This window comes from Alterinioella sp. B-7 (assembly GCF_056857775.1).
Genome location: NZ_JBSXNT010000039.1, coordinates 302,604 through 324,383, shown reverse-complemented (window position 1 = coordinate 324,383; position 21,780 = coordinate 302,604). Strand labels below are relative to the sequence as shown.

The following is a 21,780-nucleotide window of genomic DNA, read 5'->3' as shown; positions in this document are numbered from 1 at the left end:
ACCCGCCGACAGGGAAAGCCCATTTTCAGGCCGCCTGCAATGCCTCTCGGTCATGCGGCGCGGTCCAGTCGATCAGCGGGTTGATCGGGATGATCCGGTGCGGATTGATGCTGTCATGGCTGTAATGATAGTGCCGCACGATATGGTCGAAATGGATCGTGTCCGCGACACCGGGCCATTGATAGAGCTCCCGCGCATAGCCCCAGAGGCTTGGATAGTCGATCAGCCGCCGCCGGTTGCACTTGAAATGCAGGTGATAGACCGCGTCGAACCGGGCCAACGTGGTGAACAGCCGCCAATCCGCCTCGGTGATCCGCGCGCCGGTCAGGTAGCGGTATTCCGACAGGATGCTTTCGACCCAGTCCAGCGCGTCGAAAAGCGCATGGACCGCCGTGTCATAGGCCGCCTGCGTGGTGGCGAAGCCCGCCTTGTAGACGCCATTGTTGATGTCGTCATAGACGCGGGCGTTGACCCGTCCGATCCGGGGGCGCAGGGCCTCGGGGTGGAAATCCTGGGTGTCGCCGGTGATGTCGTTGAAGGCCGAGTTGAACATGCGGATGATCTCGGCGCTCTCGTTCGACACGATGGTGCCGCGCGCCTTGTCCCACAGCACCGGCACCGTCACCCTCGTCGTCACATCCGGGTCGGCCTTCAGGTAGACCTCGCGCAGGTAGCGCGCACCAAAGAGGTCATCGCCCGTCGCACCGGGGAAATCCTCGTCAAAGGTCCAGCCCTCGCCCAACATATCCGGGTGAACGACCGAGACGCCGATATGATCCTTGAGCCCCTTGAGGGCGCGGAAGATCATGGTGCGGTTCGCCCAGGGGCAGGCATGGCTGACATAGAGGTGATAGCGCCCGCTCTCGGCCTTGAACCCGCCTTCGCCGGAAGGCCCCGCGCTGCCATCGGCGGTCACCCAGTTTCGGAACTGGGACTCCTGCCGCTTGAACGCGCCGTCGGTCGCATCCGTATCATACCATTGATCCTGCCAGGTGCCGTCTACCAGTAATCCCATCTCATACGCTCCCTTATCTGTTGCCAAACAGATAGGCGCTGCGCGGGCGCGTTCAAACGCCTTTCATCGCAGGGATGCCGTGCACATTCGCGCAGGTCAGGCCGCGTCGCGGTGGCGGGCGCGGAATTTCTCGGCCTTGGCGCGGTTGCCGCAGCGCGCCATCGAACACCAGCGCCGCCCGACACCGCGCCCCTGGTCCAGGAAAAGATGCGTGCAGCGGCGGCATTCGCGCAGCCGTGTGAACTGGTCCGAGCGCATCAGGTCGTCCATCGACAGCACCAGCCGGTCCAGCGGCGTGGCCTCGGGCCCGGGCGCGGTAATCAACCCCTCGCGGGTGATGCGCAGCTCTGCCTCGCCGATCACGCGGCGCAGTTCCGCGTCCAGGAACAGATGCTCCTCGCGCCCCGGATCGCGCCCTGCGGCAAGCGCGGAAAACACGGCATAGGCCGATTCGCGCAAGCGCAGCATCGCATCCAGTTGTCGTGCCGAGATATCGGCCGGCATGTCGATGCCCGACGCGACCAGCACCTCCCGCAATTCCTGCGCATCGGCAAAACTGTCCTCGCCACGCGATTTGCCGTCATCGCCGACCGTGTTCAGAAATTCGAGAAACGGATGCCCGGCACCCGGTTCAGCGCGCGACGCTGCTCTTGTCATGGAAAGCTGCCCTTGGTGGTCTTCTTGCTCTTCACATATCTGTAACCAACCGGGATCAGAATCACGAGGGTGACGCGACAAAAAAACCCCTGACAGGCGGCGCTTCGCCGATGTCATGACCTGTGGCCCATATGCCGCGTGCTGCATTGCGGCGGGGCGGCCCGAGTTGACCGAATCCGCCACCGCCCCATCTTTCCTCTTAATGACTGCCAAGGATGCCCCCGATGTCCGAAGAATACCTGCCCAAGGAGGTCCTCGACGGCCTGCACGCCGCCCGCCGCAAGGCCGAGCGCAAGCGCAGCCGCCGGTCCGTGCATATCGGCGACGATGTCTACCCGATCCTGACCTTTGCCAATGACGGCTTTGCGCTGGATGCCGAACACGCGCCGCAACTGCGCGGGCTGGTCGATATCTACGAAGGGCCGCGCCACCTCTACCAGGCCCTGATCGTCGCGTCCGAGCTGCATGGCGACGTGATGCGCTATGAATTCAAGCGCAACACCGCCGCCGCCGACCGCGCGGCGCTGGATTTCTACCAGGAAACCGAGGCGCCCATCGCACTTCTGGACAGCTCGAAACACTGAAATTGGCCTTTGCATTCCGGTGCGGCTAGGGTCTATCAGCGCCAAAAGCGCGTCCCACGACCGGGGCGCGCGTTGTCATGTCTTGCGAGGTGCCGCCATGATCCAGACCCCCTATCTGCTGTTCCTGGGCGATGCGCCCGACCAACTGGCCGCCAAGGTGGCGCAAGGCATCCGCGACTGGCGCCCCGACAACGCGGTCGGCCAGTTCCGGATGGAGGGCTGCAAGGCCAGCGTCGGGCTTGACGACATGGACCTCACCCAGGCGAAGGCCGCCGGTGCGAAAACCCTGGTGATCGGCGTCGCCAACCGGGGCGGCAAGATCTCGCAGGCGTGGAAGAAGGTGCTGGTGCAGGCGCTGGAGGAGGGGTTCGACCTCGCCAGCGGTTTGCACAACCTGTTGCGCAACGAACCCGACCTTGTCGCCGTGGCCGAGGCCTGCGGGCGCGCGTTGCATGACGTGCGGGTGCCGGAGGTGGAGTACCCCATCGCGGGTGGCGTCAAACGCACCGGCAAGCGCTGCCTCGCCGTGGGCACCGATTGTTCGGTCGGCAAGATGTATACCAGCCTCGCCGTGGACAAGGTGATGAAGGAACGCGGCCTGAAATCGACCTTCCGCGCCACCGGCCAGACGGGTATCCTGATCACCGGCAACGGCGTGCCGCTGGATGCCGTCGTCGCCGATTTCATGGCCGGGGCCGTCGAATGGCTGACGCCTGACAACGACTCCGATCACTGGGACCATATCGAAGGGCAGGGCAGCCTGTTCCACGTTTCCTATTCCGGCGTGACCATGGCCCTGATCCATGGCGGTCAGCCCGATGCGCTGATCCTCAGCCATGAGCCGACCCGCCCCCATATGCGCGGCCTGCCCGATTACGCCCTGCCCTCGCTGGAAACCCTGCGCGACACCGCCCTGCCGCTGGCGCGCATCGCCAACCCGGCCTGCCAGGTGGTCGGCATCTCGGTCAACACCGCCGCGATGGATGAGGAGGAGGCGCTGGCCTGCCTCGCCGAGATCGAGGGGCGCATGGGCCTGCCCACCGTCGATCCGTTCCGGCAAGGCGCCGAACGTCTGGCCGACGCGCTGGAGGTGCTATGATCTCGGTCACCCGCGACACGTTCCGGCTGGCCGAGGTCTTCACCATCGCGCGCGGATCGCGGACCGAGGCGCAGGTGCTGACCGTGCGCGCCTTCCAGGATGGCGTGATGGGATGGGCCGAATGTGTTCCTTACGCGCGCTATGGCGAGACCCTGGACAGCGTCACCGCCCAGATCGAGGGGCTGGCGCAGGGCATCCACCGTCAGGATCTGCAAGACGCCCTGCCCGCAGGCGCGGCCCGCAACGCGGTGGATTGCGCTTTGTGGGATCTGGCGGGCAAGCTGACGGGGGCGCCGGTCTGGCAACTGGCGGGCCTTGCGAAACCGCGCCCGCAGATCACCGCCTTTACACTGTCGCTGGACAGCCCCGAAAACATGCGCGCGGCGGCGGCGAAACACGCGTACCGGCCCCTTCTGAAGATCAAGCTCGGGACGCCCGACGACATGCCCCGGCTTGAGGCCGTGCGCGATGGTGCCCCCGACGCGCGCATAATCGTCGATGCGAACGAGGGCTGGACGGCGGATGTCTATTCCGACCTCGCGCCGCACCTCCTGCGCCTCGGGGTGCAGATGGTCGAACAACCCCTTCCCGCCGGGGACGATGCCATGCTGGCCGAGATCGAGCGTCCGCTGCCCGTTTGCGCCGACGAATCCTGCCACGACCGCGCCAGCCTGCCCGACCTCAAGGGCAAATATGACATGGTGAACATCAAGCTCGACAAGACCGGCGGGCTGACCGAGGCGCTGGCGCTCCGCGACGCCGCGCGGGCAGCGGGCTATCAGGTCATGGTCGGCTGCATGGTCGGATCAAGCCTCGCGATGGCCCCGGCGGTCCTGGTGGCGCAAGGGGCCGAGGTGACGGATCTGGACGGGCCGCTTCTGCTGGCCGAGGATCGGGACCATCCGCTGACGTTCGACGCGGGCGGTGTGCATCCGGCAAGCTCGGAACTGTGGGGCTGAGTGGCGCGGGCGCTCGGTCGACCGAGCGCACAAGCGGCCCGTCGACGGGCCGCACCACCGCACATCCGGTCCCGTCACCGTCCCAACTGCACCAGCAAACGTGCGGCATCCAGCAGGCCCGCGCGGGTGCGCCTGCCACTCGGAGTCAGATCTCGCGGATCGGGGCCGACCGGCGGCTTGATTTCTGACATTGTTGTCAGGAATACCGGACAAACCTGTCAAAAACGTAAACGCTTGACCCCGTCCGCGCCCTGTCCGATGACAGGCCGAGCCGAAGCGAAAAGGAGCCCGCGCCATGCCCCGCACCGTCTACGTGAACGGAGAGTATCTGCCCGAGACCGAGGCCAGGGTCTCGATCTTCGACCGCGGCTTTCTCTTTGCCGATGGCGTCTATGAAGTGACCTCGGTTCTGGACGGAAAACTGATTGATTTCAACGGCCATGCGGCGCGGTTGCAGCGGTCCCTGGGTGAACTTCAGATGGCCAATCCGACCACCAGGGAGGCGCTTCTGGAAATCCACCGGGAACTGGTGCGCAGGAATGACATCACCGACGGCTTGATCTACCTTCAGGTCACGCGCGGCTCGGATGGCGACCGCGATTTCGTCTTTCCGGCCGAGGATACCCCCCCCACTATCGTCTTGTTTACGCAAGACAAACCGGGGCTGGCGGACAATCCCGCGGCAAGGACCGGCATCAAGATCATCTCGATCGAAGATCAACGTTGGGCCCGGCGCGATATCAAGACGGTGCAGCTTCTCTACCCCTCGATGGGCAAGATGATGGCCAAGGCGGCGGGCTGTGACGATGCCTGGATGGTCGAGGACGGGTTCGTCACGGAAGGAACCTCGAACAACGCCTATATCGTGACACAGGACGGCACCATCGTGACCCGGCAGCTCTCCAACGACATCCTGCACGGCATCACCCGCGCCGCCGTGTTGCGCTTTGCCCGCGAGGCGCAGATCAGGGTCGAGGAACGGCCCTTCACCATTGAAGAGGCGCAAGCCGCGCGGGAGGCGTTCATCACCTCCGCCTCGGCCTTCGTCATGCCCGTGGTCGAGATCGACGGCAAACCCGTAAGTGACGGGAATGTCGGGAAAATGGCCACGCGCATCCGCGAGATTTACCTTGAGGAAATGCGCAAGGCGGCGGTCTGAGCGCCACCTTGCCGCGTTGATTCAAACCCCGAAGGCGACCGTATTCCATTGCGCGTCGATGGTGAGATCGGGGATATCCGCCGCCGTCAGTGAGGCCAGCTCGGCCACGACAATGCCATCCACTGCAACCGCAAGAGATTGATCGGCCGTGCCGGTGCCGCGTTCTTCGAAGGTGATTTCGGGGGGCACGGACGGATCACCGCCGCCCCGAACCCGGACCGCCAGAACATCGTTGTCCGGGTCGAAGGCCGAGACCTGGACCGGGTCGAACGGCGCAATGCCCGGGCCGATACGCAGTTCGTCCATCGCCTGGCTGGACTCACTCAGGTCGACGATGTCTCCTTCGCTTGTATAGATGATGTCACTGCCTTCGCCGCCGATCAGGGTGTCCGGGGCGGCTGTGGAGCCTGTCGACAGGTCCTCATCCCCCCTTAGGGTGTCATTGCCCGCACCACCGTCGATGACGTCTGCACCGCGGCCGCCATCGAGCCGGTCATTGCCGTCACCGCCATTGAGCGTGTCGTCGCCACCCTGGCCGCGCATCAGGTCGTTACCATCGCCGCCGCTCAGCGTGTCTTCGCCGCCCGAGCCGTTCATGATGTCGTTACCGTCGCCACCCTCCAGCACGTTATTGCCGTTGCGACCCTGCAAGAAATCATCGCCGCCATTTCCGACGAGGCTGTCATCGCCGCGCCCGCCATCCAGGTAATCGTCGCCATTGTCGCCGATCAGCGTGTCATTGCCGCCGAACACATCGCGCACATAGTCGCCGTCATCGGTGGAGAGCCCGTCCTGCGTCCCGGCATAAAGCAGGTCGTCGCCGTCGCCGCCCAGGACACTGTCGATGCCCGTTCCGCCAACCAGCGTGTCGGTGCCGGCCCCGGCGTAAAGCGTGTCATTCTGCCCACCGCCGTGCAGGCTGTCATCGCCGTCATTGCCCGCCAGCAGGTCATTGTTGCCTTGCCCGTTCAGCGTGTCATCGCCGTCTCCGCCGCGCATATCGTCATTACCGCCCGAGCCGTCCATCAGGTCGTCGCCCGCGCCGCCCTCGATCCGGTCGGAATCGGGCCCGCCCCAGAGGTAGTCATCACCCTCGCCGCCAACGAGCGTGTCCTTGCCGCCCGCGCCGCGGATGTCGTCATTGCCGAACCCACCATCCAGCAGGTCATCGCCATCCATGCCGCGCAGATTGTCGAAGCCGCGCTGGCCGCTGAGGGTGTCGTTGCCATCCTGGCCGGTCAGGTAGTCGGCCCCGTCGCCGCCATTCACGATATCATCCAGCAGAGATCCGGTGACCGTGTCATTGCCGTCGCCGGCGAAGACGGTGCCTTCCCCGCCTTGGAGAGTGACCGAGTCGTCGCTGTCGGTCAGGAAAAAACCGGTTGAATTGCCGCCGCCTGAGCCGCCGCCGCCCCCTTCGGAGCCGTCACCGGACGGGGCCGGTTCCTCGGAATCGGAGCCTCCGTCATCGAAGAGAAACGCCAGGCCCAGAAGCGCCAGAATCGGCAACAGGACAAGTTCACCACCCATCACGAAAAACCCCAAAGAAAACTCAAGCAATCTGAGGAGGTTAACAGAGCATTAACGGTTTGCCATATCGAAACGGGAAACAATTGTCGTGGACTGTTTCCCGTAACGACGGGGTTGCGCTCGATCGACCGAGCGCTTGCGCGGCCCGTCGACGGGCCGCGCCCCCCTTATCAGGCCGCCGGTTTGCGGCTTCTGCGGCGGCGATTGCCGGACGGCGCGCCCACCCCTGCGGGTTTGCCCTGGGGCCGCCCGCCGCGACGGCCACCGCCCCCGCGCGTGGGCTTGTCAACCTTGACCTCTTCCGGCTTGCGGCCCGAGGCGACCGGAATGTCCTTCTTCATGACCTTCTCGATCTGGTTCAGCAGGCCGACCTCCTCGGCGCAGCAGAACGCGATCGCCTCTCCGTCCTTGCCCGCCCGCGCGGTGCGACCGATGCGGTGGACGTAGTTGTCGGGCACTTCCGGCAGGTCGTAATTATAGACCGTGCGCACATCCGGGATGTCGATGCCGCGCGCGGCCACATCCGTTGCGACCAGGATCTTGACCGCCCCCTCGCGGAACCCCTTGATGGCGCGGTCGCGCTGGTTCTGGCTCTTGTTGCCGTGGATCGAGGCGGCGTTGTAGCCATCCTTGACCAGCCCCTTCATCAGCTTTTCCGCCCCGTGCTTGGTGCGCGAAAAGACGAGGGACAGCGTGTCGGGGTGACGGTTCAGAAGCTCGCGCAGCTTGACGGGTTTTTCGGTCTTGGGAACGAAATGCAGGCTCTGCGTCACCTTGTCGGCAGGCTTGCCCGGAGGGGCGACCTGCACCCGGCGCGGGTTGGTCAGGTAGGCGGCGCTCAACTCCTCCATCTGTTTCGGCATGGTGGCCGAGAACAGCATGGTCTGGCGCGGCGTGCCCAGTTCCGGCGCGATCCGGCGCAGCGCGTGGATAAAGCCCATGTCGAGCATCTGGTCGGCCTCGTCCAGCACCAGGAATTTCGCCTGGTCCAACCGCACGGCGCGGCGGTCCATCAGGTCGATCAGGCGCCCCGGCGTGGCGACGAGGATGTCGATGCCACGGGCCAGGAACCGGATCTGGTTGTTGATGGACTGCCCGCCCACCACCGTGCCGACCTTGAGCCGGGAGCCCTTGACGTAAAGCTTCAGGTTCTCGGCGATCTGGTTCACCAGTTCACGCGTGGGGGCCAGGATCAGCGCCTTGACGCATTTCGGGTCGGGGCGGCCAGGATCGTTCAGCAGCATCTCGGCCAGCGGCAGGCCAAAGGCCGCGGTCTTGCCGGTGCCGGTCTGGGCCAGGCCCATGACGTCATGACCGTCCAGCGCCAGCGGGATGGCCTGGTTCTGGATCGGGGTGGGTTGGTCGTAACCGGCCTGCTTGATGGCGGTCAGAAGGGTCGGCGAGAGGCCGAGCATGTCGAAGTCGAACAAATCTATTCCTTTCCGGCGCGGGGTCGCGCGCGGGGTGTGTAACTGCATCGCCCCGGCAGGTGCCGGAGCCGCGAAGGGTGCGGCCAGGGTCTCGACAAACGGGCGTATCCCGCTGGTCCGTCCGGGCCGTCAGACCCTGCGTGAGGGGGACTGGGGGGTTTTTCGGGGCCTGGCTGCGCCGATCAACGGCGCGCATGCTCACGCGGCAGGGCAGGCTTGGCGCAACACATGTGTGCAAACGCAGCATAAGTCAAGCACTGTGACCAATTGGTTATACGGCAAATGCCGAAATGCGCATGTCAATCGTGGCTGTTGGCGGCACGCCCTCCAGCACCACGGGCGAAACGGTGGTTCCGTCAGGCATGGTCAGCACGACCGTGCTACCCCCATTGCCATTATCGACCAGCGCGGACGTGATGGGCCCTAGATCGATCACCGACTGCGGAAGCTCGATGGGGAATTCGAGCCTGTCCGCCGCCGGATCGAAATCGGTGATGGTGGCATTGCCGTCCTGCGTTTGGCGGAAATAGAAACGGTCAGCCCCTTCACCGCCGGTCAGGACATGGCCGCCATCGCTCTCGCCGATCACGATGAGGTCGTCGCCTGCGCCCCCATCGACCGTGTCCGCGCCGGTGTCTCCGCCCAGTTCGACGATATTGCCGGTGAAGATGGCGTCATTTCCCGTGCCGCCGTTGATGATGTCATTTCCGTAGAAGCCGACCAGTTCGTCATCGCCCGCGCCGCCGTTCAACAGATCGTCGCCATTGCCGCCTCTGAGCGTGTCTTCATCGGCGCCACCGTCCAGCGTGTCGTCATCCTCGCCACCGCTCAGGAAGTCGCGGCCCGCCCCGCCGTCAAGGGTGTCATTGCCGCCACTTCCGATCAGCCGGTCATTCCCGCCGCCGCCGCTGGCGATATCATCGCCATCGCCCATCGACAGGGTGTCGTTCCCGCCCCGCCCGTCGAGGGAATCGCCATCCAGCCCGCTATACGCGTTGATGTGGTCATCTTCCTCTGACCCGATCACCGTGTCGTTCCCGCCGCTCAGTGTGACGGTGTTCTCCTGACCGGACAGGATAAAGCTGGAGTCGCGATCTCCCTCGACGCCATTTTCCACGAAGGTGTCGCTGATCAGCAGGTCATAGGTCACATCGTCACTTGTCGTCAGACCTTCCAGTCGGGCAACCACATGGTCGCCGCTGACGATTTCCAGCGCGGTGCCATCGGCACTGTCACGGGTGGTGAAACTAGTCGGATCCGTGGCCGTGCCGCCGGTGTTTTCCAGAACCAGTTGCAGGGTTTCGGTCGCGGGGTCGAAATCGGTGATCGTCACGGTTCCGGTGCCATCGCCGAAGACGGTGAAACTGTCGGTGCCGCCATCGCCGGACAGGGTGTCGTTGCGATCACCATCTATGCTGTCGTCGCCATCGCCGCCCGAGACCGTGTCATCGGCATCGCCCACTTCGCCATTGGTGCGGTCGGTGGATATGATCCGGTCATCGCCGTCGCCGCCCAAAAACAGGTCGCCCCCGCCAGCGCCGGAAAGCGTATCGTTTCCGGCCCCGCCATTCAGGGTATCGCTGCTGGCAGTCAGACCGTCGGAATCGGTGAGCCTGTCGTTCCCGGCCCCGCCAAGCAGGGTGTCGCTGCCCGCGTGGCCGGACAGCAGATCATCGCCGAAGCCACCCTCCACCCGGTCGTCGCCCTCTTGGCCGTTCACCGTGTCATCGCCGGTGCTGCCGAAAAGGCTGTCATCCCCGGTGCCGCCATAGACAAAATCGTCGTCCGCGCCGCCGTTGATGGTGTCGTCCCCCGCGTCGCCGTCAATCAGGTCGTCGTCGTCACCACCGAAGAGCGCATCTAGGCCCCGGCCGCCCAGAACGGTATCATCTCCCGGCCCGCCACGGACCGTGTCGTCGCCCTCGTTGCCATCCAGCCGGTCATTGCCGTCATAGCCCCAGAGCAGGTCATTCCCGGCAAGGCCCGAAATATCGTCATCGCCCGGCCCGCCGAAGAGAATATCGTCGCCATCAGTGGCCCCAATGGGGCCGGTTGGCCCGGTGGGGTCATCCGGTCCGACCGGGCCTGCGGACTCCTCCGCGTCGTCATTGCCGTCATCGAACAGGAACGCCATTCCAAGAACCGCCAGCAAAAGCGGAATTGCCAGTTCAAACCCCATCGAAAAACCCCCCGATACCCGATACATGCGACTCAGTCGGTTACAATCTTAACGAAATTTACCACCCCCGCCATTTCCATCGCGGAAACAATCGCACGTACTGTTTCCACCGACATCGTCGCCCGGTCCTCCGCCACATCCGCCACCGACCCTTTCCCTTTGCCGCGCACTGGCATATGTGGCGCCTAATCCCTGACGAGAAGGAGCAGGACCATGGGTTACAAAGTTGTCGTCGTCGGCGCCACGGGCAATGTGGGCCGCGAAATGCTGAACATTCTGGCCGAACGCCAGTTCCCGGTCGATGAGATCGCGGCGCTGGCCTCGCGCAGGTCTCTGGGCACCGAGGTGTCCTTTGGCGATCAGACGCTCAAGACCAAGGACCTGGACCAGTTCGACTTCACCGGGTGGGATATCGCGCTCTTCGCCATCGGCTCGGACGCGACCAAGCAATACGCGCCCAAGGCGGCCAAGGCGGGCTGCATCGTGATCGACAACTCGTCGCTCTACCGCTACGACCCCGACGTGCCGCTGGTGGTTCCGGAAGTGAACCCCGAGGCAGTCGATGACTATGCCAAGAAGAACATCATCGCGAACCCCAATTGCTCGACCGCGCAGATGGTCGTGGCGCTGAAGCCCTTGCATGACCGGGCGAAGATCAAGCGGGTGGTGGTTTCGACCTACCAGTCGGTTTCCGGCTCGGGGAAAGAGGCGATTGACGAGCTGTGGGACCAGACCAAGGGCATGTATGTGCCGGGCCAAGAGAGGGCCCCCAAGGTCTACCCCAAGCAGATCGCCTTCAACGTGATTCCGCATATCGACGTGTTCATGGAGGACGGCCAGACCAAGGAAGAATGGAAGATGGTGGTCGAGACGAAGAAGATCGTCGATCCCTCCATCAAGGTGACGGCCACCTGCGTGCGAGTGCCGGTCTTTGTCGGTCATGCCGAGGCGATCAATATCGAATTCGAGGAGTTCCTGGACGAGGAAGAGGCCCGCGACATCCTGCGCACGGCCCCCGGTATCCTGGTGGTCGATAAGCGCGAGGATGGCGGCTATGTCACGCCCGTGGAATGCGTCGGCGATTTCGCCACTTTCATCAGCCGCATCCGCCAGGATTCGACCATCGAGAACGGGCTGAATATCTGGTGCGTCAGCGACAACCTGCGCAAGGGCGCGGCCCTGAACGCGGTGCAGATCGCCGAGACGCTTGGCAACCGGGTGCTGAAGAAGGGCTGACCGTTTCGGGACGATTGCTGCGTCCGTCGAAAAAAAAGACCGCCCGGCCAAGGATCGGGCGGTCCTGTCCGTCATATGCTATAGTCGACACCGGACACCCGGACCTTCGCCCTTATTTTGGGCGCAAGTCGGGGCTGATGCTGTCTGAACCCATATGAAGGATATTTATTGCAATGAAACGACTTCTCTTGACCACGGCGATTTGCGCCACCCTCCCCTTCGCCGCGCAGGCGGATGAATTCCTTGTCCGCGCCGACGTGACCGAAGCGACCGTGTTTCTCGGCGGCGTGACCGAGATTGTGCGCGAGGTCAGCCTGACCGTTCCGCAAGGCGACCATGATGTGTTGCTGGCGCTGCCCTCGGGCGTGCAGTTGCAGCGCGCGGATATCGCGGGCACTGGCCCCGTGACCCTGGGCAGCTACAGCGTCGAGACCGCGCATCCTATCGAGGAAGGCGCGCTGGACGGGCCGGACGTTGCCGCGGCCCGCGCGCGGGTCGAAGACCTTGAGGCCCGGGTCGACGCGGTGAATGCCCGCATTGCCGAGGCCGGTGCCGCCGTCCAGGCCGCCGCCCTGCAACGCGCCTATCTGCAAAGCGTGACCGCGGGTGGCGACAACGCGGCGCCGTTTCCGACCGAACCCGAGCTGTTGGGCCAGATGCTGACCACGCTCGGCACCCAGATGGCCAATGTCGCCGAGGCCGCGCGACTGGCCGAAGAGGAACAGACCGCGCTGCGCGAAGAGCTTGCCGAGGTGAATACCGACCTCAATGCCGCGCGCACCGCGCTGAACGAGCTCTACCCGTTCGGCACCTCGGTGACGGTCATGCGCGTGCCCGTCAGCGCCGAGGCCGAGGCCGATGTGACCCTGACGCTCAGCCATTTCTCGACCGCCGCCACTTGGTCGCCGGTCTATACGCTGCGCCTGGACAGCACGGCGGAGGAGCTGGCCGTGGAACGCGCCGTCACGCTGCAACTCACCGGCAATGAACGCTGGCACGATGTGGGGGTCTCGGTCTCGACCGCCGATCCGGGGCGTGAGCGCGCGCCGAGCGATCTGAGCGCGCAACCGGCCCGCATCCACCCGCCCGAGACGGAGGAAAGCCGGGGCGTCGGTTTCGGCATCGTCCAGCTCGGCAATGGCAATGCGGGTGGTTTCAACACCACGCTGGCAAGGCCCTCTCCGGCCCCGGCGGCCGATATGGCCCCGGTGGAGGTGCAGGCCGTGGGGGCCTCGCTGACCTACAGGCTGCCCGGTGCGGTGACGATCACGCCGCGCGACAGCAGCCGCCAGCCGCTGGATACGCTGAGCTTCGATGTCGACCTGACCAACCGCGCCGTGCCACGCCATGACGCCACCGCCTTCCTGGTGGCCGAAGTCGAGAATGACAGCGGCGAGGCGCTGCTTTCGGGCAACGCGGCCTTCTACCGGGATGGTGAGCTGTTGGGCGAGGCACAGCTTGGCTTTCTGGCCGACGGGGCCGAGACCGACCTGGCCTTCGGTGCGCTGGATCACCTGCAACTGGACTGGCGCGATCTGTCCCGCGACGAGGGGCAGACCGGGATTTTCACCAGTGCCGACACGCAGATGCGCGCGGTCGAGTTCTCGGTCGAGAATACGTCCGACGAGGCCGAGGAGGTGCGCCTGCTCTATGCCGTGCCCTTCGCCGAGCAGGAGGAGCTGGAGCTTGACCTCGACCTGAGCGTCACGCCGGACGCGCGCGATGTGGACGGCCAGCGCGGAGTGCATGCCTGGGAGCTGACGCTGGAGCCCGGCGAGACCCGGACGATCCGCATGGATGTGGAGTTCTCCTGGCCCGAGGGCGAGGTGCTGGACTGGCGGCCCTGATCCGGGGTGAGGGTCAGGTGTCGCCCTGGCCCTCCTCCACGATATCCTGAAGGTTCATCAGACCGGCCTCGTAATCGGGGCCGACCAGCCGATCCATCATCAGCCCCATCCAGCGCCCGATCGGGTTCATCCCCATATCGACATCAAGGCCCCAGGTAACCTGCGTGCCGCCCCCGACATCCTCCAGGTCGATCCAGGCATCGGCGGTGCCCATATCGCCGAAATCGAGCAGCGTCTCGACGCGTTCATTCTCGATGCTTTCGACGATCTCCTGGCGGCCATTGCCGACCGTATCGACATCAGAGCGCCAGACCATGGTGTTGCCGACGCCTTCCTCGGGCCCCTCGAACGTGACCTCCATATCCGGGTCGCGCACCGTCCAGGGCGACCATTCGGTGCCGCTTTGCAGCGAGTTCACGAAAGGAAACACCTCCTCGGGCGGGGCGTCGATGGTGACCTGGCGTTCGACGATGACATGGCGCGGCAGCAGGTAGGAGACGGCGACGAAGACCGCGATCACGATGAGCAGGCCGAGGGCAATCCGTTTGAACATACGCATGGGGGACACCTTTCGCGGGTTCCGGTGGTCCGAACGTAGCACGGTTCGCGGGTTTGCAGGAACAGCGGCGGGTCAGAACGGTTCGATCAGGTCGAAATCGTCATCGTCGGGCGGCAGTGGGCATCGGGCCACGCGCATGGGGTCGAGGATGCGGGCAGCCAGCTTGTGCTGGCTGTGGCCGGGGAAGGGGCGGCCAAAGCGGCGCATCAGGTCGCTATAGGCAAAGCCAAGCTCGGATGCCTTGCATATCCGTTTGCCGCCCGGTGAGGTGGCCAGGACCAGCCCGCCGCCCGCCTCGCGCAGGCGATAGCCGTGGACGGCCAGGCGCGTCTGCAAATCCTCCCACCCCGTGGCGGCGGCAAGATCGCGGGCGAGGAGCGCCCGCAAGGGGGCGAGGAGCCGCTCCTCCGCCCTGACGGGCGTCCTCGCCCTTGCCCGGGTCCGGGCGATTTCGGCCTTGAGGGCGCGGGTCATGATCGACGCCAGGTCGCAGCCTTCGGCATCGGCCAGCGCAAGGAGATCGGCCAGCAATGGCTGGTCAAGCCTGAGTTTCACGTCACCACTGATCATGGCGGGAACTCTGTCGCGCAGCCGGTTAAGGCGCGGTTAAAACCGCTCCGCCCGCAGCACGTCGCAATCTGTCACGCTGACCACGCCGATATGGCGCTCGACCACCTTGAAGGCGGCTTCCAGCAGCGGGTCGAGCTTTTCGGGGCGGATCAGGCAGACGACGCAGGACATGCCGCCCGCGCGGCTGACCTGTCCGGCGCGGCTCCAGGCCCCCGACCGGCCCGATCCGCCGCGCACCGGCAGGACGGTGAACCCGGTCACACCCGCGCCTTCCAGCGCGTCGGTCAGCCGCTTCTCCATCACCGCCTCGATGATGATCTCCACCCGTTTTGCCTTGTGGGTCTGCATGGGGTCAGCCTCCGGTCGCGAAGCGGGCAATGGCCAGGTAGATCGGTATGCCCAAGGTCAGGTTGAAGGGGAATGTCACGCCAAGCGAGAGCGTCAGGTAGATCGACGGGTTCGCCTCGGGCAGCGCCACGCGCATCGCCGCCGGAACCGCGATATAGGAGGCCGAGGCCGCCAATATCATGAACAGTGACACGCCGCCCGCCGACAGCCCGATCAGCATGCCAGCCGCAAGGCCCGCGAGACTGCCGATCAGCGGCATGACCACGCCGAACAGTAACAGCCCCGGCGTCAGCAGGCGCGCCGATTGCCGCAAGCCCCGCCCCGCGACCAGCCCCATATCCAGCAGGAACAGGCACAACACGCCCAGAAACGGCGCCACGATGAAGCTTTCGATTTGCGCCAGCCCGTCGGCCCCCGTGATCCAGCCGATGAGGAACGCGCCCACCAGGAGGACGATGGAGCCATTGAGCATCACCTCGCGCATCAGCTCGCCATCCATCGCGCGGCTCGCGCCGCTGCGCGCGATCAGCCAGAGCGCCGAGAGGATCGCGGGGGCCTCCATCACGGCGGCGACGGCGACCATGTAGCCCTCGCCCTCCAGCCCCGCCGAAGTCAGCACCGACGACCCGGCCACGAAGGTCACGATCGAGATCGAGCCGTAATGCGCCGCCACCGCCGCCGCATCGACCGTGTCCAGCCCGGACATCACCCGCAACAGCCCGAAGGCGACGACCGGGATGGAGAAGGACAGCACCAGCCCCGCGACCAGCGACAGGATCAGCGTCTGGTCGATGCCATGCGCCGCCACGCTGGCCCCGCCCTTGAAGCCGATGGCGAAGAGCAGGTAGAGCGACAGGCCCTTCGCCACGGCCTCGGGCACACTGAGGTCCGAGCGCGCATAGGCCGCGGCAAGCCCCAATACGAATGACAGGATGATCGGCGACAGCAGGTTATCCGCCGCCAACGACAGGATCGCGTCCATTCCCTCCCTTTCCAGCCCAGGTCGGACCGGTCCCCCCGGACCCCGACGGCTGCGGGACGGAAATACCTTACACTTTCACGAAGGAATTAGCGTCGGGATCATACATTTCCAAGGCCCCGCTGGAAATTTCCTTCCACAGCCCATGCAGGCTGAGACGGTCTTCCTTCACCGCCTCGGCGACGAAGGGAAAGCTCATCAGGTTGTCCAGTGACACCAGCACGCCCTTCTTCTCCAGCGCGGTCTGGCGTTCGGCCTTGTCGGTGATCTCGGCGGTGCCCTCGCAGGCGGGGCGCAGGATATCCATCCAGCGGCCCACGAAGCTCTCCTTTTCCTCAAGCTCGGGCGCGTTGCCCGACACCATGTCGATGCAGCCCTGCACCCCGCCGCAGCGGGAATGACCGAGCACCAGGATATTGGAGACCTTCAGCGCCTTGACGGCGTATTCCACCGCAGCCGAGGTGCCGTGGTGGTCGCCATCGGGCTCATAGGGCGGGACCAGGTTGGCGATGTTGCGGTGGATGAAGAACTCACCCGTTTCCGCGCCGAAGATCGAGGTGACATGCACCCGGCTGTCGCAGCAGGAAATCACCATTGCGCGCGGGCGCTGGCCTTCCTCGGCCAGGCGCTGGAACCAGGCGTGGTTCTCGGCATAGGTGGTGGCCTTCCATGCCTGGTAGCGGCGAATGAGGTAGGCGGGCAGCGGCGAGACATGCGACATCGGGGGACCTCTTCCCTGTTGACTGAACCCTTCGGATACTAGGCATTCCATGTAATTTCGAGCCTTTTCTTGGCGCGGCCTCAACGCTTTCTTCAACATGCGCGGCGATGGTGGCGGCATCCGTGGGGGCGGAAGTGGAGTGGATGATGAAGCGGCCCGTAACTGTATTGAAACCGGAGGAACCCGCGCGGTTCAATCCCGACCGGCTGGAACGCCTTTGCGATGAGATCGGAGAGCTGCGCGCCGAACATGAGGTTGCGCGCGCCTTGGAGGACCTGACCGCGCAGCTGGACAAGGTCGCGCAGATCGACCCGATATCGGATGCCGACCGATTGGCCCGCGTGCTGCGGGCGCTGGTCGCGACCTCGGACCATATCGGCATGGCGACGCTGGCCCGCGTGGGGCGCGATGTGCTGGCCTGTCTGCACCGGGCCGATGTCGTGGCCCTCATGTCCACCCATGCAAGGCTGATGCGGGTGGGCGACCGGTCGATCCGCGCGATCTGGGATCTGGAGGATCTGTCGGGCTGAGGGTCGGGGGCCCACCCGGTGTTGGAGGATCACACGCAGTAGCGCGCCGATCCGGCTTGCAGTGGCCGCTCGTGTCGTTAGGCTGTCGCCGAATTCCCAACCTGACGGACCGTGATGAGCCCCCGATTTTCCCCCGCCACCTCCGATGCCATTCCCGTAACCCCGCTTGCGCCCGACGCGCTGGCCCCGCATCTGGACAGGCTGTCCGATGCCGCGCGCGCCTGGGTCGGGGCGCAGGGGTTTGCCGCCGATCTTGGTCAGACCTGCGCCTATCCCGGCCCCGAGGGGGGCATTGCGGGCGTTCTGGCGGGACGCGGGACCGAGGATGCGCGCGCCCGCAAGCGCTTCGCCCTGGGGGCCGCGATCGCCGGATTGCCGGAGGGGCTCTACCAACTGGAACAGGGTCTTCCACAGGCCGAGGCCGAGGAAGCCGCCCTTGGCTACCTGCTGGCCTGCTACCGCTTCGACCGCTACAAGTCCAACCCCGCGGCGAAAGCCGCGCTGGTCGGCCCCGACGGGGTCGATACCGCGCTGCTGGAGCACATGGCGGCGGGCGAATACCTGACCCGCGACCTGATCAACACGCCGACCTCGGATATGGGGCCGGACCAGCTTGAGGCCGCGGCGCGTGCGCTGGCAAAGGATCACGGCGCGACGGTCTCGGTGATCGCGGGCGACGATCTGCTCGACCAGAACTTTCCGATGATCCACGCCGTTGGCCGCGCCTCGGCCTCGGCCCCGCGTCTCATTGACATGGCCTGGGGCAGCGAGGGGCCGGCGCTGGTGCTGGTCGGCAAGGGGGTCTGTTTCGACACCGGCGGTCTGAACCTCAAGCCGGGGTCGTCGATGGGGCTGATGAAGAAGGACATGGGCGGCTCGGCCACTGTCCTCGGCCTCGCGCGGATGATCATGGGGGCGGGCCTGCCGCTACGCCTGCGGGTGCTGATCCCGGCGGTGGAGAACAGCGTTGCGGGCAATGCTTTCCGCCCCGGCGATATTCTGACCGCGCGCAACGGGCTGACGGTCGAGATCAACAATACCGACGCGGAAGGCCGTCTGGTGCTGGCCGACGCGCTGGCGCTGGCGGCGGAAACCCCGCCTGATCTGATGATCTGCATGGCGACGCTGACCGGCGCCGCAAGGGTGGCGGTCGGGCCGGACCTCGCCCCGTTCTACACCGATGACGATGCGCTGGCCGAGGCGTTGATGACGGCAGGGCGGGCGCAGTCCGATCCGCTCTGGCGGATGCCGTTCCACGCGCCCTACGAGGCGATGATCGAACCGGGGATCGCCGACCTGGACAATGCGCCCAAGGGGGGATTCGCGGGCTCCATCACGGCGGCGCTGTTCCTGCGGCGCTTCGCGCAAGGCACCCCGCGTTTCGCGCATTTCGACATCTACGGCTGGCAGCCCGACGCGGCCCCCGCCCGGCCCAAGGGTGGCGCCGGGCAGGCGGCGCGCGCCATTTTCGCGGCATTGCGCCAGGGTATCGTGTCATGAGCGACCCGCGCGTCACCCCGTCGAATGGCCGTGTCGCCCATGTCTCGCTGAAAGGCGAGGTCGAGGCCGAGCGCTTTGTCGAAGGCCGCCGCCTGATGGTGCAGCAGCCGATGGCCAACATCACCGACGCGCCGCGCGGGCGGCGGGTCAGCCAGCTTCTGTTCGGCGAGGTGTTCCGCGAGTTGGAGACCTATGACGGCTTCAGCTTCGGCCAGGCCGAACGCGACGGGCAGGTGGGCTATGTTCTGACCGGCGCGCTGGCCAGCCCCGAGGCCCCCACGCATTGGGTTACGGCCCCCGCGACCCATCTCTATCCCAAGGCGCATCTGAAGGTGCCGCCCGAGGTCTCGATCTTCTTCGGTTCACCGGTCAAGGTGGTGGCCGAGCGCGAGGCGCATCTGCGCATCCATACCGGCCATTTCATCCCGCGCCCGCATCTGCAGCCGATCAAGGCGCGCTTTGCCGATCCGGTCGGGGTCGCGGACCTGTTCCTCGGCACGCCCTACCTCTGGGGCGGCAACAGCCGGTGGGGGATCGACTGTTCCGGGCTGGTGCAGATGGCGCTCATGGCCTGCGGCATCGACTGCCCGCGCGACAGCGACCAGCAGATGGCGCTTGGCCGCGACCTCTATCATGGTGAGCCACTGGTGCGCGGCGACCTCGTGTTCTGGGAGGGGCATATCGGCTTCATGGCGAATGAGCGGATGCTCTTGCACGCGAATGCCTATCACATGGCCGTGGCCTATGAGCCGTTGAAGGAGGCCGCCGCGCGGATCGAGGAGGATGGCGGCGGGCCGATCACGGCGCGGCGGCGGTTCTTGAAGCCGTAGGTTCAATGCGTGAGGGTTTCGGCGCTTGCGCGCCGACCCGGGCGAGGGGTTTCACCCCTCGCGCTCCCCAAGGTATTTTTAGCAAAATGAAAGGACTGAGGTCACTCGACCGCGCGGATGAGCTTGCGTTCCAGCACGCGCAGCACGGTCTTCAGGTCATGGCCGCGTTTCAGGATCTGGCCGTCCATGCCGATGACGGAATACTGCCCCTGCCGCTGCGCCAGCTTGGGCCGTTTCTCGATCCGGTAGATCGGGTGTTCCGCGGTGCGCTTGAAGACCGAGAAGATGGCCGCGTCGCGCAAGTGCGAGATGCCGTAGTCGCGCCATTCGCCTGCCGCCACCATGCGCCCGTAAAGGCCCAGAATCACGCCCAGTTCCTTGCGGTCGAACGCGACCTCTTCAAGCGGGTTGAAGACACCGCCGGGCTGTAGATGCATCACCATTGCAGGCAGATTGGCGCTGTTTCCCGCGTAACGCAAGCGCTGCCACGCAATTGCCCCGAAGATGCCCCGCACCTGCCGCCCGCGCACCCTGATCTCGCCTTTCGGCGGCGTCATAACGGTTCTCGTAGTGATGAGCATTGGCTCACCCCCGACGGCGCGGTTTTCTTGCCCCCACCCAGTCCGTGCCGTCGGGGACTACACCTTCCCCCCGAACCGCCATTGCCAGCCGAGTTTCCGCCTTTTGCCGAGCAAGGTTGCCGGATATCGCAGATCCCGTGTTAAGCTCGGGTCAGAAAGCCAATGGAATCGGAGGAGGTGCCACATGTCCCGACACATCATCGACAAGCCCGCCGAGCGTGAATCGTCGCCGAGAATGGAAGAATATCTCCGTCAAGAGCGCCTGAAAGGGCCGCATGCCGCCACCAAGGCCCTGCAACGCCGCCCGCGCAGCCGCGACAGTCAGAAACGGGTGGAGGAGTTCGCCCGGATCGAGCGGGAGAACAGCTGATTCCCGGTTCGGGCGCAAAGACCCTCTGACCTCCGCCGCGACCCGATGCGCTGCGAAGGTCGGGGTGTGGGGGAGGGCTACTCCCGCACCAGCCTCTCATACCCTTCCGCGATGTCGCGGGTCAGGGCGCCGACCTCGAAATTGTAATCGCCGATCTGGCCCACCGGTGTGACCTCGGCCGCCGTGCCGGTCAGCCAGCATTGCTGGAAGCCTTCCATCTCGCCGGGTTCGATATGGCGTTCATGGACCTTGATCTGACGGTCCTTGAGCATCCCGATCACTGTCTGGCGGGTCAGGCCGTTCAGGAAGGCATCGGCGAGCGGCGTGTGCACTTCGCCGTCCTGGACAAAGAAGATATTGGCCCCCGTCGCCTCGGCCACGTAGTTGCGATAATCCATGAACAGCGCGTCCGAACAGCCCTTTGCCTCGGCGGCGTGCTTGGACATGGTGCAGATCATGTAGAGACCGGCGGCCTTGGCATGGACGGGGATGGTTTCGGGGCTCGGGCGTTTCCACTTGGAGATGTCGAGCTTGGCGCCCTTCATCTTGGCATCGCCGTAATAGGCGCCCCATTCCCAGGCCGCGACAGCCAGACGAACCGGGTTACGGGCCGAGGCAACGCCCATGTCCTCGCCCACGCCACGCCACGCGACGGCGCGCACATAGGCATCCGTCCAGCCATTGGCCTTGAGCACGTCGTATTTGGCCTTCTCGATCTCCTCGACCGACCAGGGGATCTCGAAATCGATCATCTCGGCGGATTTCTTCAGCCGTTCGGAATGCGCCACCGACTTGAAGATCTTGCCGTTGTAGCAGCGCTCACCCTCGAAGACCGAGGACGCGTAGTGCATCGCATGGGTCAGGATATGCACATTGGCCTCGCGCCAGGGGATCAGTTTGCCATCCATCCAGATGTAGCCATCGCGGTCGTCATATGCGCTCATTGTCTTGTCCTTCGCCAAGGGTCGCAATTTTACGGTTTGTTGCGCCTCTTATGGCCGTATCGGACATAATATTTCGCCAAACCGGCCATTCGCTACCAATTGATTCTTGGAAAGTCAACAAGGCTGACATAAACTGTGATCCAGAGCAGAGGC

Annotated in this window: 22 protein-coding genes; 10 read left to right on the top strand and 12 right to left on the bottom strand. The window is 65.2% G+C overall.

Annotated features, from left to right (window positions below):
• Nucleotides 1–25: 25 nt before the first annotated feature.
• Complete coding sequence (locus AC13C7_RS16540) at nt 26–1,015, bottom strand: glutathione S-transferase family protein (protein WP_482868122.1); 990 nt, start codon at nt 1,013–1,015, stop codon at nt 26–28.
• Between the two features lie 96 nt (nt 1,016–1,111).
• The gene (locus tag AC13C7_RS16535; RefSeq protein WP_482868121.1) at nt 1,112–1,672 is read right to left on the bottom strand and encodes a CGNR zinc finger domain-containing protein; all 561 of its coding nucleotides are present in this window, start codon (nt 1,670–1,672) and stop codon (nt 1,112–1,114) included.
• A gap of 224 nt (nt 1,673–1,896) precedes the next feature.
• Between AC13C7_RS16535 and AC13C7_RS16530 the strand changes: the two genes are divergently transcribed.
• From AC13C7_RS16530 to AC13C7_RS16515, 4 genes are all read left to right on the top strand, one after another.
• The gene (locus AC13C7_RS16530) at nt 1,897–2,256 is read left to right on the top strand and encodes a hypothetical protein (protein WP_172318503.1); all 360 of its coding nucleotides are present in this window, start codon (nt 1,897–1,899) and stop codon (nt 2,254–2,256) included.
• Between the two features lie 97 nt (nt 2,257–2,353).
• Nucleotides 2,354–3,355, top strand: coding sequence for an N-acetyltransferase DgcN (gene dgcN, locus AC13C7_RS16525; RefSeq protein ID WP_482868120.1), 1,002 nt, complete (start codon nt 2,354–2,356; stop codon nt 3,353–3,355).
• On the top strand, nt 3,352–4,314 hold the full coding sequence (gene dgcA / locus AC13C7_RS16520) for an N-acetyl-D-Glu racemase DgcA (protein WP_482868119.1): 963 nt from the start codon (nt 3,352–3,354) through the stop codon (nt 4,312–4,314). Before dgcN ends, dgcA begins: the two co-directional genes overlap by 4 nt.
• Nucleotides 4,315–4,609: 295 nt before the next feature.
• Nucleotides 4,610–5,473 (top strand): D-amino-acid transaminase, encoded by an 864-nt coding sequence (locus AC13C7_RS16515; RefSeq protein WP_482868118.1) that lies wholly within the window; start codon nt 4,610–4,612, stop codon nt 5,471–5,473.
• A gap of 21 nt (nt 5,474–5,494) precedes the next feature.
• On the opposite strand, the gene AC13C7_RS16510 is transcribed toward AC13C7_RS16515, so the two are convergent.
• The 3 genes from AC13C7_RS16510 to AC13C7_RS16500 all read right to left on the bottom strand — a co-directional run bounded on the left by AC13C7_RS16510 (nt 5,495) and on the right by AC13C7_RS16500 (nt 10,612).
• The gene (locus AC13C7_RS16510) at nt 5,495–7,003 is read right to left on the bottom strand and encodes a calcium-binding protein (protein ID WP_482868117.1); all 1,509 of its coding nucleotides are present in this window, start codon (nt 7,001–7,003) and stop codon (nt 5,495–5,497) included.
• A 170-nt stretch (nt 7,004–7,173) separates the two neighbouring features.
• The gene (locus AC13C7_RS16505; protein ID WP_172318513.1) at nt 7,174–8,433 is read right to left on the bottom strand and encodes a DEAD/DEAH box helicase; all 1,260 of its coding nucleotides are present in this window, start codon (nt 8,431–8,433) and stop codon (nt 7,174–7,176) included.
• 271 nt (nt 8,434–8,704) lie between these two features.
• On the bottom strand, nt 8,705–10,612 hold the full coding sequence (locus AC13C7_RS16500; protein ID WP_482868116.1) for a calcium-binding protein: 1,908 nt from the start codon (nt 10,610–10,612) through the stop codon (nt 8,705–8,707).
• Between the two features lie 213 nt (nt 10,613–10,825).
• On the opposite strand from AC13C7_RS16500, the gene AC13C7_RS16495 reads away from it, so the two are divergent.
• Entirely contained in the window at nt 10,826–11,848 is a 1,023-nt protein-coding gene (locus tag AC13C7_RS16495) for an aspartate-semialdehyde dehydrogenase (RefSeq protein ID WP_482868115.1), read from the top strand.
• A 173-nt stretch (nt 11,849–12,021) separates the two neighbouring features.
• Complete coding sequence (locus AC13C7_RS16490; protein ID WP_482868114.1) at nt 12,022–13,695, top strand: DUF4139 domain-containing protein; 1,674 nt, start codon at nt 12,022–12,024, stop codon at nt 13,693–13,695.
• A 13-nt stretch (nt 13,696–13,708) separates the two neighbouring features.
• On the opposite strand, the gene AC13C7_RS16485 is transcribed toward AC13C7_RS16490, so the two are convergent.
• From AC13C7_RS16485 to AC13C7_RS16465, 5 genes are all read right to left on the bottom strand, one after another.
• Entirely contained in the window at nt 13,709–14,254 is a 546-nt protein-coding gene (locus AC13C7_RS16485) for an SRPBCC family protein (protein WP_482868113.1), read from the bottom strand.
• A 72-nt stretch (nt 14,255–14,326) separates the two neighbouring features.
• Nucleotides 14,327–14,824: a hypothetical protein gene (locus AC13C7_RS16480; protein ID WP_482868112.1), complete on the bottom strand. Its 498-nt coding sequence runs from the start codon at nt 14,822–14,824 to the stop codon at nt 14,327–14,329.
• A 36-nt stretch (nt 14,825–14,860) separates the two neighbouring features.
• The gene (locus tag AC13C7_RS16475) at nt 14,861–15,172 is read right to left on the bottom strand and encodes a DUF3240 family protein (protein WP_446170823.1); all 312 of its coding nucleotides are present in this window, start codon (nt 15,170–15,172) and stop codon (nt 14,861–14,863) included.
• Nucleotides 15,173–15,176: 4 nt separating this feature from the next.
• Nucleotides 15,177–16,154, bottom strand: a complete 978-nt coding sequence (locus AC13C7_RS16470) for a sodium-dependent bicarbonate transport family permease (RefSeq protein WP_482868111.1) — start codon at nt 16,152–16,154, stop codon at nt 15,177–15,179.
• A gap of 67 nt (nt 16,155–16,221) precedes the next feature.
• Nucleotides 16,222–16,872: a carbonic anhydrase gene (locus AC13C7_RS16465; protein WP_172318533.1), complete on the bottom strand. Its 651-nt coding sequence runs from the start codon at nt 16,870–16,872 to the stop codon at nt 16,222–16,224.
• Nucleotides 16,873–16,979: 107 nt separating this feature from the next.
• Between AC13C7_RS16465 and AC13C7_RS16460 the strand changes: the two genes are divergently transcribed.
• The 3 genes from AC13C7_RS16460 (at nt 16,980) to AC13C7_RS16450 (ending at nt 19,732) form a co-directional block, all read left to right on the top strand.
• Nucleotides 16,980–17,402: a hypothetical protein gene (locus tag AC13C7_RS16460; RefSeq protein ID WP_172318535.1), complete on the top strand. Its 423-nt coding sequence runs from the start codon at nt 16,980–16,982 to the stop codon at nt 17,400–17,402.
• 114 nt (nt 17,403–17,516) lie between these two features.
• Nucleotides 17,517–18,902 (top strand): leucyl aminopeptidase family protein, encoded by a 1,386-nt coding sequence (locus tag AC13C7_RS16455; RefSeq protein WP_482868110.1) that lies wholly within the window; start codon nt 17,517–17,519, stop codon nt 18,900–18,902.
• Nucleotides 18,899–19,732 (top strand): C40 family peptidase, encoded by an 834-nt coding sequence (locus AC13C7_RS16450; protein ID WP_172318539.1) that lies wholly within the window; start codon nt 18,899–18,901, stop codon nt 19,730–19,732. The genes AC13C7_RS16455 and AC13C7_RS16450 overlap by 4 nt, the downstream gene beginning before the upstream one ends.
• Nucleotides 19,733–19,833: 101 nt before the next feature.
• Here AC13C7_RS16450 and AC13C7_RS16445 read toward each other — a convergent pair whose 3' ends face one another.
• Entirely contained in the window at nt 19,834–20,169 is a 336-nt protein-coding gene (locus AC13C7_RS16445; protein ID WP_482868442.1) for a DUF2794 domain-containing protein, read from the bottom strand.
• Nucleotides 20,170–20,497: 328 nt separating this feature from the next.
• On the opposite strand from AC13C7_RS16445, the gene AC13C7_RS16440 reads away from it, so the two are divergent.
• Entirely contained in the window at nt 20,498–20,683 is a 186-nt protein-coding gene (locus AC13C7_RS16440; protein WP_172318541.1) for a hypothetical protein, read from the top strand.
• Nucleotides 20,684–20,760: 77 nt separating this feature from the next.
• On the opposite strand, the gene AC13C7_RS16435 is transcribed toward AC13C7_RS16440, so the two are convergent.
• Nucleotides 20,761–21,627, bottom strand: a complete 867-nt coding sequence (locus AC13C7_RS16435; RefSeq protein WP_172318543.1) for a branched-chain amino acid aminotransferase — start codon at nt 21,625–21,627, stop codon at nt 20,761–20,763.
• Nucleotides 21,628–21,780: the final 153 nt, after the last annotated feature.

Bases quoted from the DNA above. Each gene is read 5' to 3' on its own strand.
- AC13C7_RS16490 (WP_482868114.1), top strand. From the start codon at position 12,022: ATGAAACGACTTCTCTTGACCACGGCGATTTGCGCCACCCTCCCCTTC.
- AC13C7_RS16455 (WP_482868110.1), top strand. From the start codon at position 17,517: ATGAGCCCCCGATTTTCCCCCGCCACCTCCGATGCCATTCCCGTAACC.
- AC13C7_RS16500 (WP_482868116.1), bottom strand. From the start codon at position 10,612: ATGGGGTTTGAACTGGCAATTCCGCTTTTGCTGGCGGTTCTTGGAATG.
- AC13C7_RS16530 (WP_172318503.1), top strand. From the start codon at position 1,897: ATGTCCGAAGAATACCTGCCCAAGGAGGTCCTCGACGGCCTGCACGCC.
- AC13C7_RS16480 (WP_482868112.1), bottom strand. From the start codon at position 14,824: ATGATCAGTGGTGACGTGAAACTCAGGCTTGACCAGCCATTGCTGGCC.
- dgcN (WP_482868120.1), top strand. From the start codon at position 2,354: ATGATCCAGACCCCCTATCTGCTGTTCCTGGGCGATGCGCCCGACCAA.
- AC13C7_RS16450 (WP_172318539.1), top strand. From the start codon at position 18,899: ATGAGCGACCCGCGCGTCACCCCGTCGAATGGCCGTGTCGCCCATGTC.
- AC13C7_RS16445 (WP_482868442.1), bottom strand. From the start codon at position 20,169: ATGCATCTACAGCCCGGCGGTGTCTTCAACCCGCTTGAAGAGGTCGCG.
- AC13C7_RS16435 (WP_172318543.1), bottom strand. From the start codon at position 21,627: ATGAGCGCATATGACGACCGCGATGGCTACATCTGGATGGATGGCAAA.
- AC13C7_RS16535 (WP_482868121.1), bottom strand. From the start codon at position 1,672: ATGACAAGAGCAGCGTCGCGCGCTGAACCGGGTGCCGGGCATCCGTTT.
- AC13C7_RS16470 (WP_482868111.1), bottom strand. From the start codon at position 16,154: ATGGACGCGATCCTGTCGTTGGCGGCGGATAACCTGCTGTCGCCGATC.
- AC13C7_RS16475 (WP_446170823.1), bottom strand. From the start codon at position 15,172: ATGCAGACCCACAAGGCAAAACGGGTGGAGATCATCATCGAGGCGGTG.
- dgcA (WP_482868119.1), top strand. From the start codon at position 3,352: ATGATCTCGGTCACCCGCGACACGTTCCGGCTGGCCGAGGTCTTCACC.
- AC13C7_RS16485 (WP_482868113.1), bottom strand. From the start codon at position 14,254: ATGCGTATGTTCAAACGGATTGCCCTCGGCCTGCTCATCGTGATCGCG.
- AC13C7_RS16540 (WP_482868122.1), bottom strand. From the start codon at position 1,015: ATGGGATTACTGGTAGACGGCACCTGGCAGGATCAATGGTATGATACG.
- AC13C7_RS16465 (WP_172318533.1), bottom strand. From the start codon at position 16,872: ATGTCGCATGTCTCGCCGCTGCCCGCCTACCTCATTCGCCGCTACCAG.
- AC13C7_RS16440 (WP_172318541.1), top strand. From the start codon at position 20,498: ATGTCCCGACACATCATCGACAAGCCCGCCGAGCGTGAATCGTCGCCG.
- AC13C7_RS16510 (WP_482868117.1), bottom strand. From the start codon at position 7,003: ATGGGTGGTGAACTTGTCCTGTTGCCGATTCTGGCGCTTCTGGGCCTG.
- AC13C7_RS16460 (WP_172318535.1), top strand. From the start codon at position 16,980: ATGGTGGCGGCATCCGTGGGGGCGGAAGTGGAGTGGATGATGAAGCGG.
- AC13C7_RS16495 (WP_482868115.1), top strand. From the start codon at position 10,826: ATGGGTTACAAAGTTGTCGTCGTCGGCGCCACGGGCAATGTGGGCCGC.
- AC13C7_RS16515 (WP_482868118.1), top strand. From the start codon at position 4,610: ATGCCCCGCACCGTCTACGTGAACGGAGAGTATCTGCCCGAGACCGAG.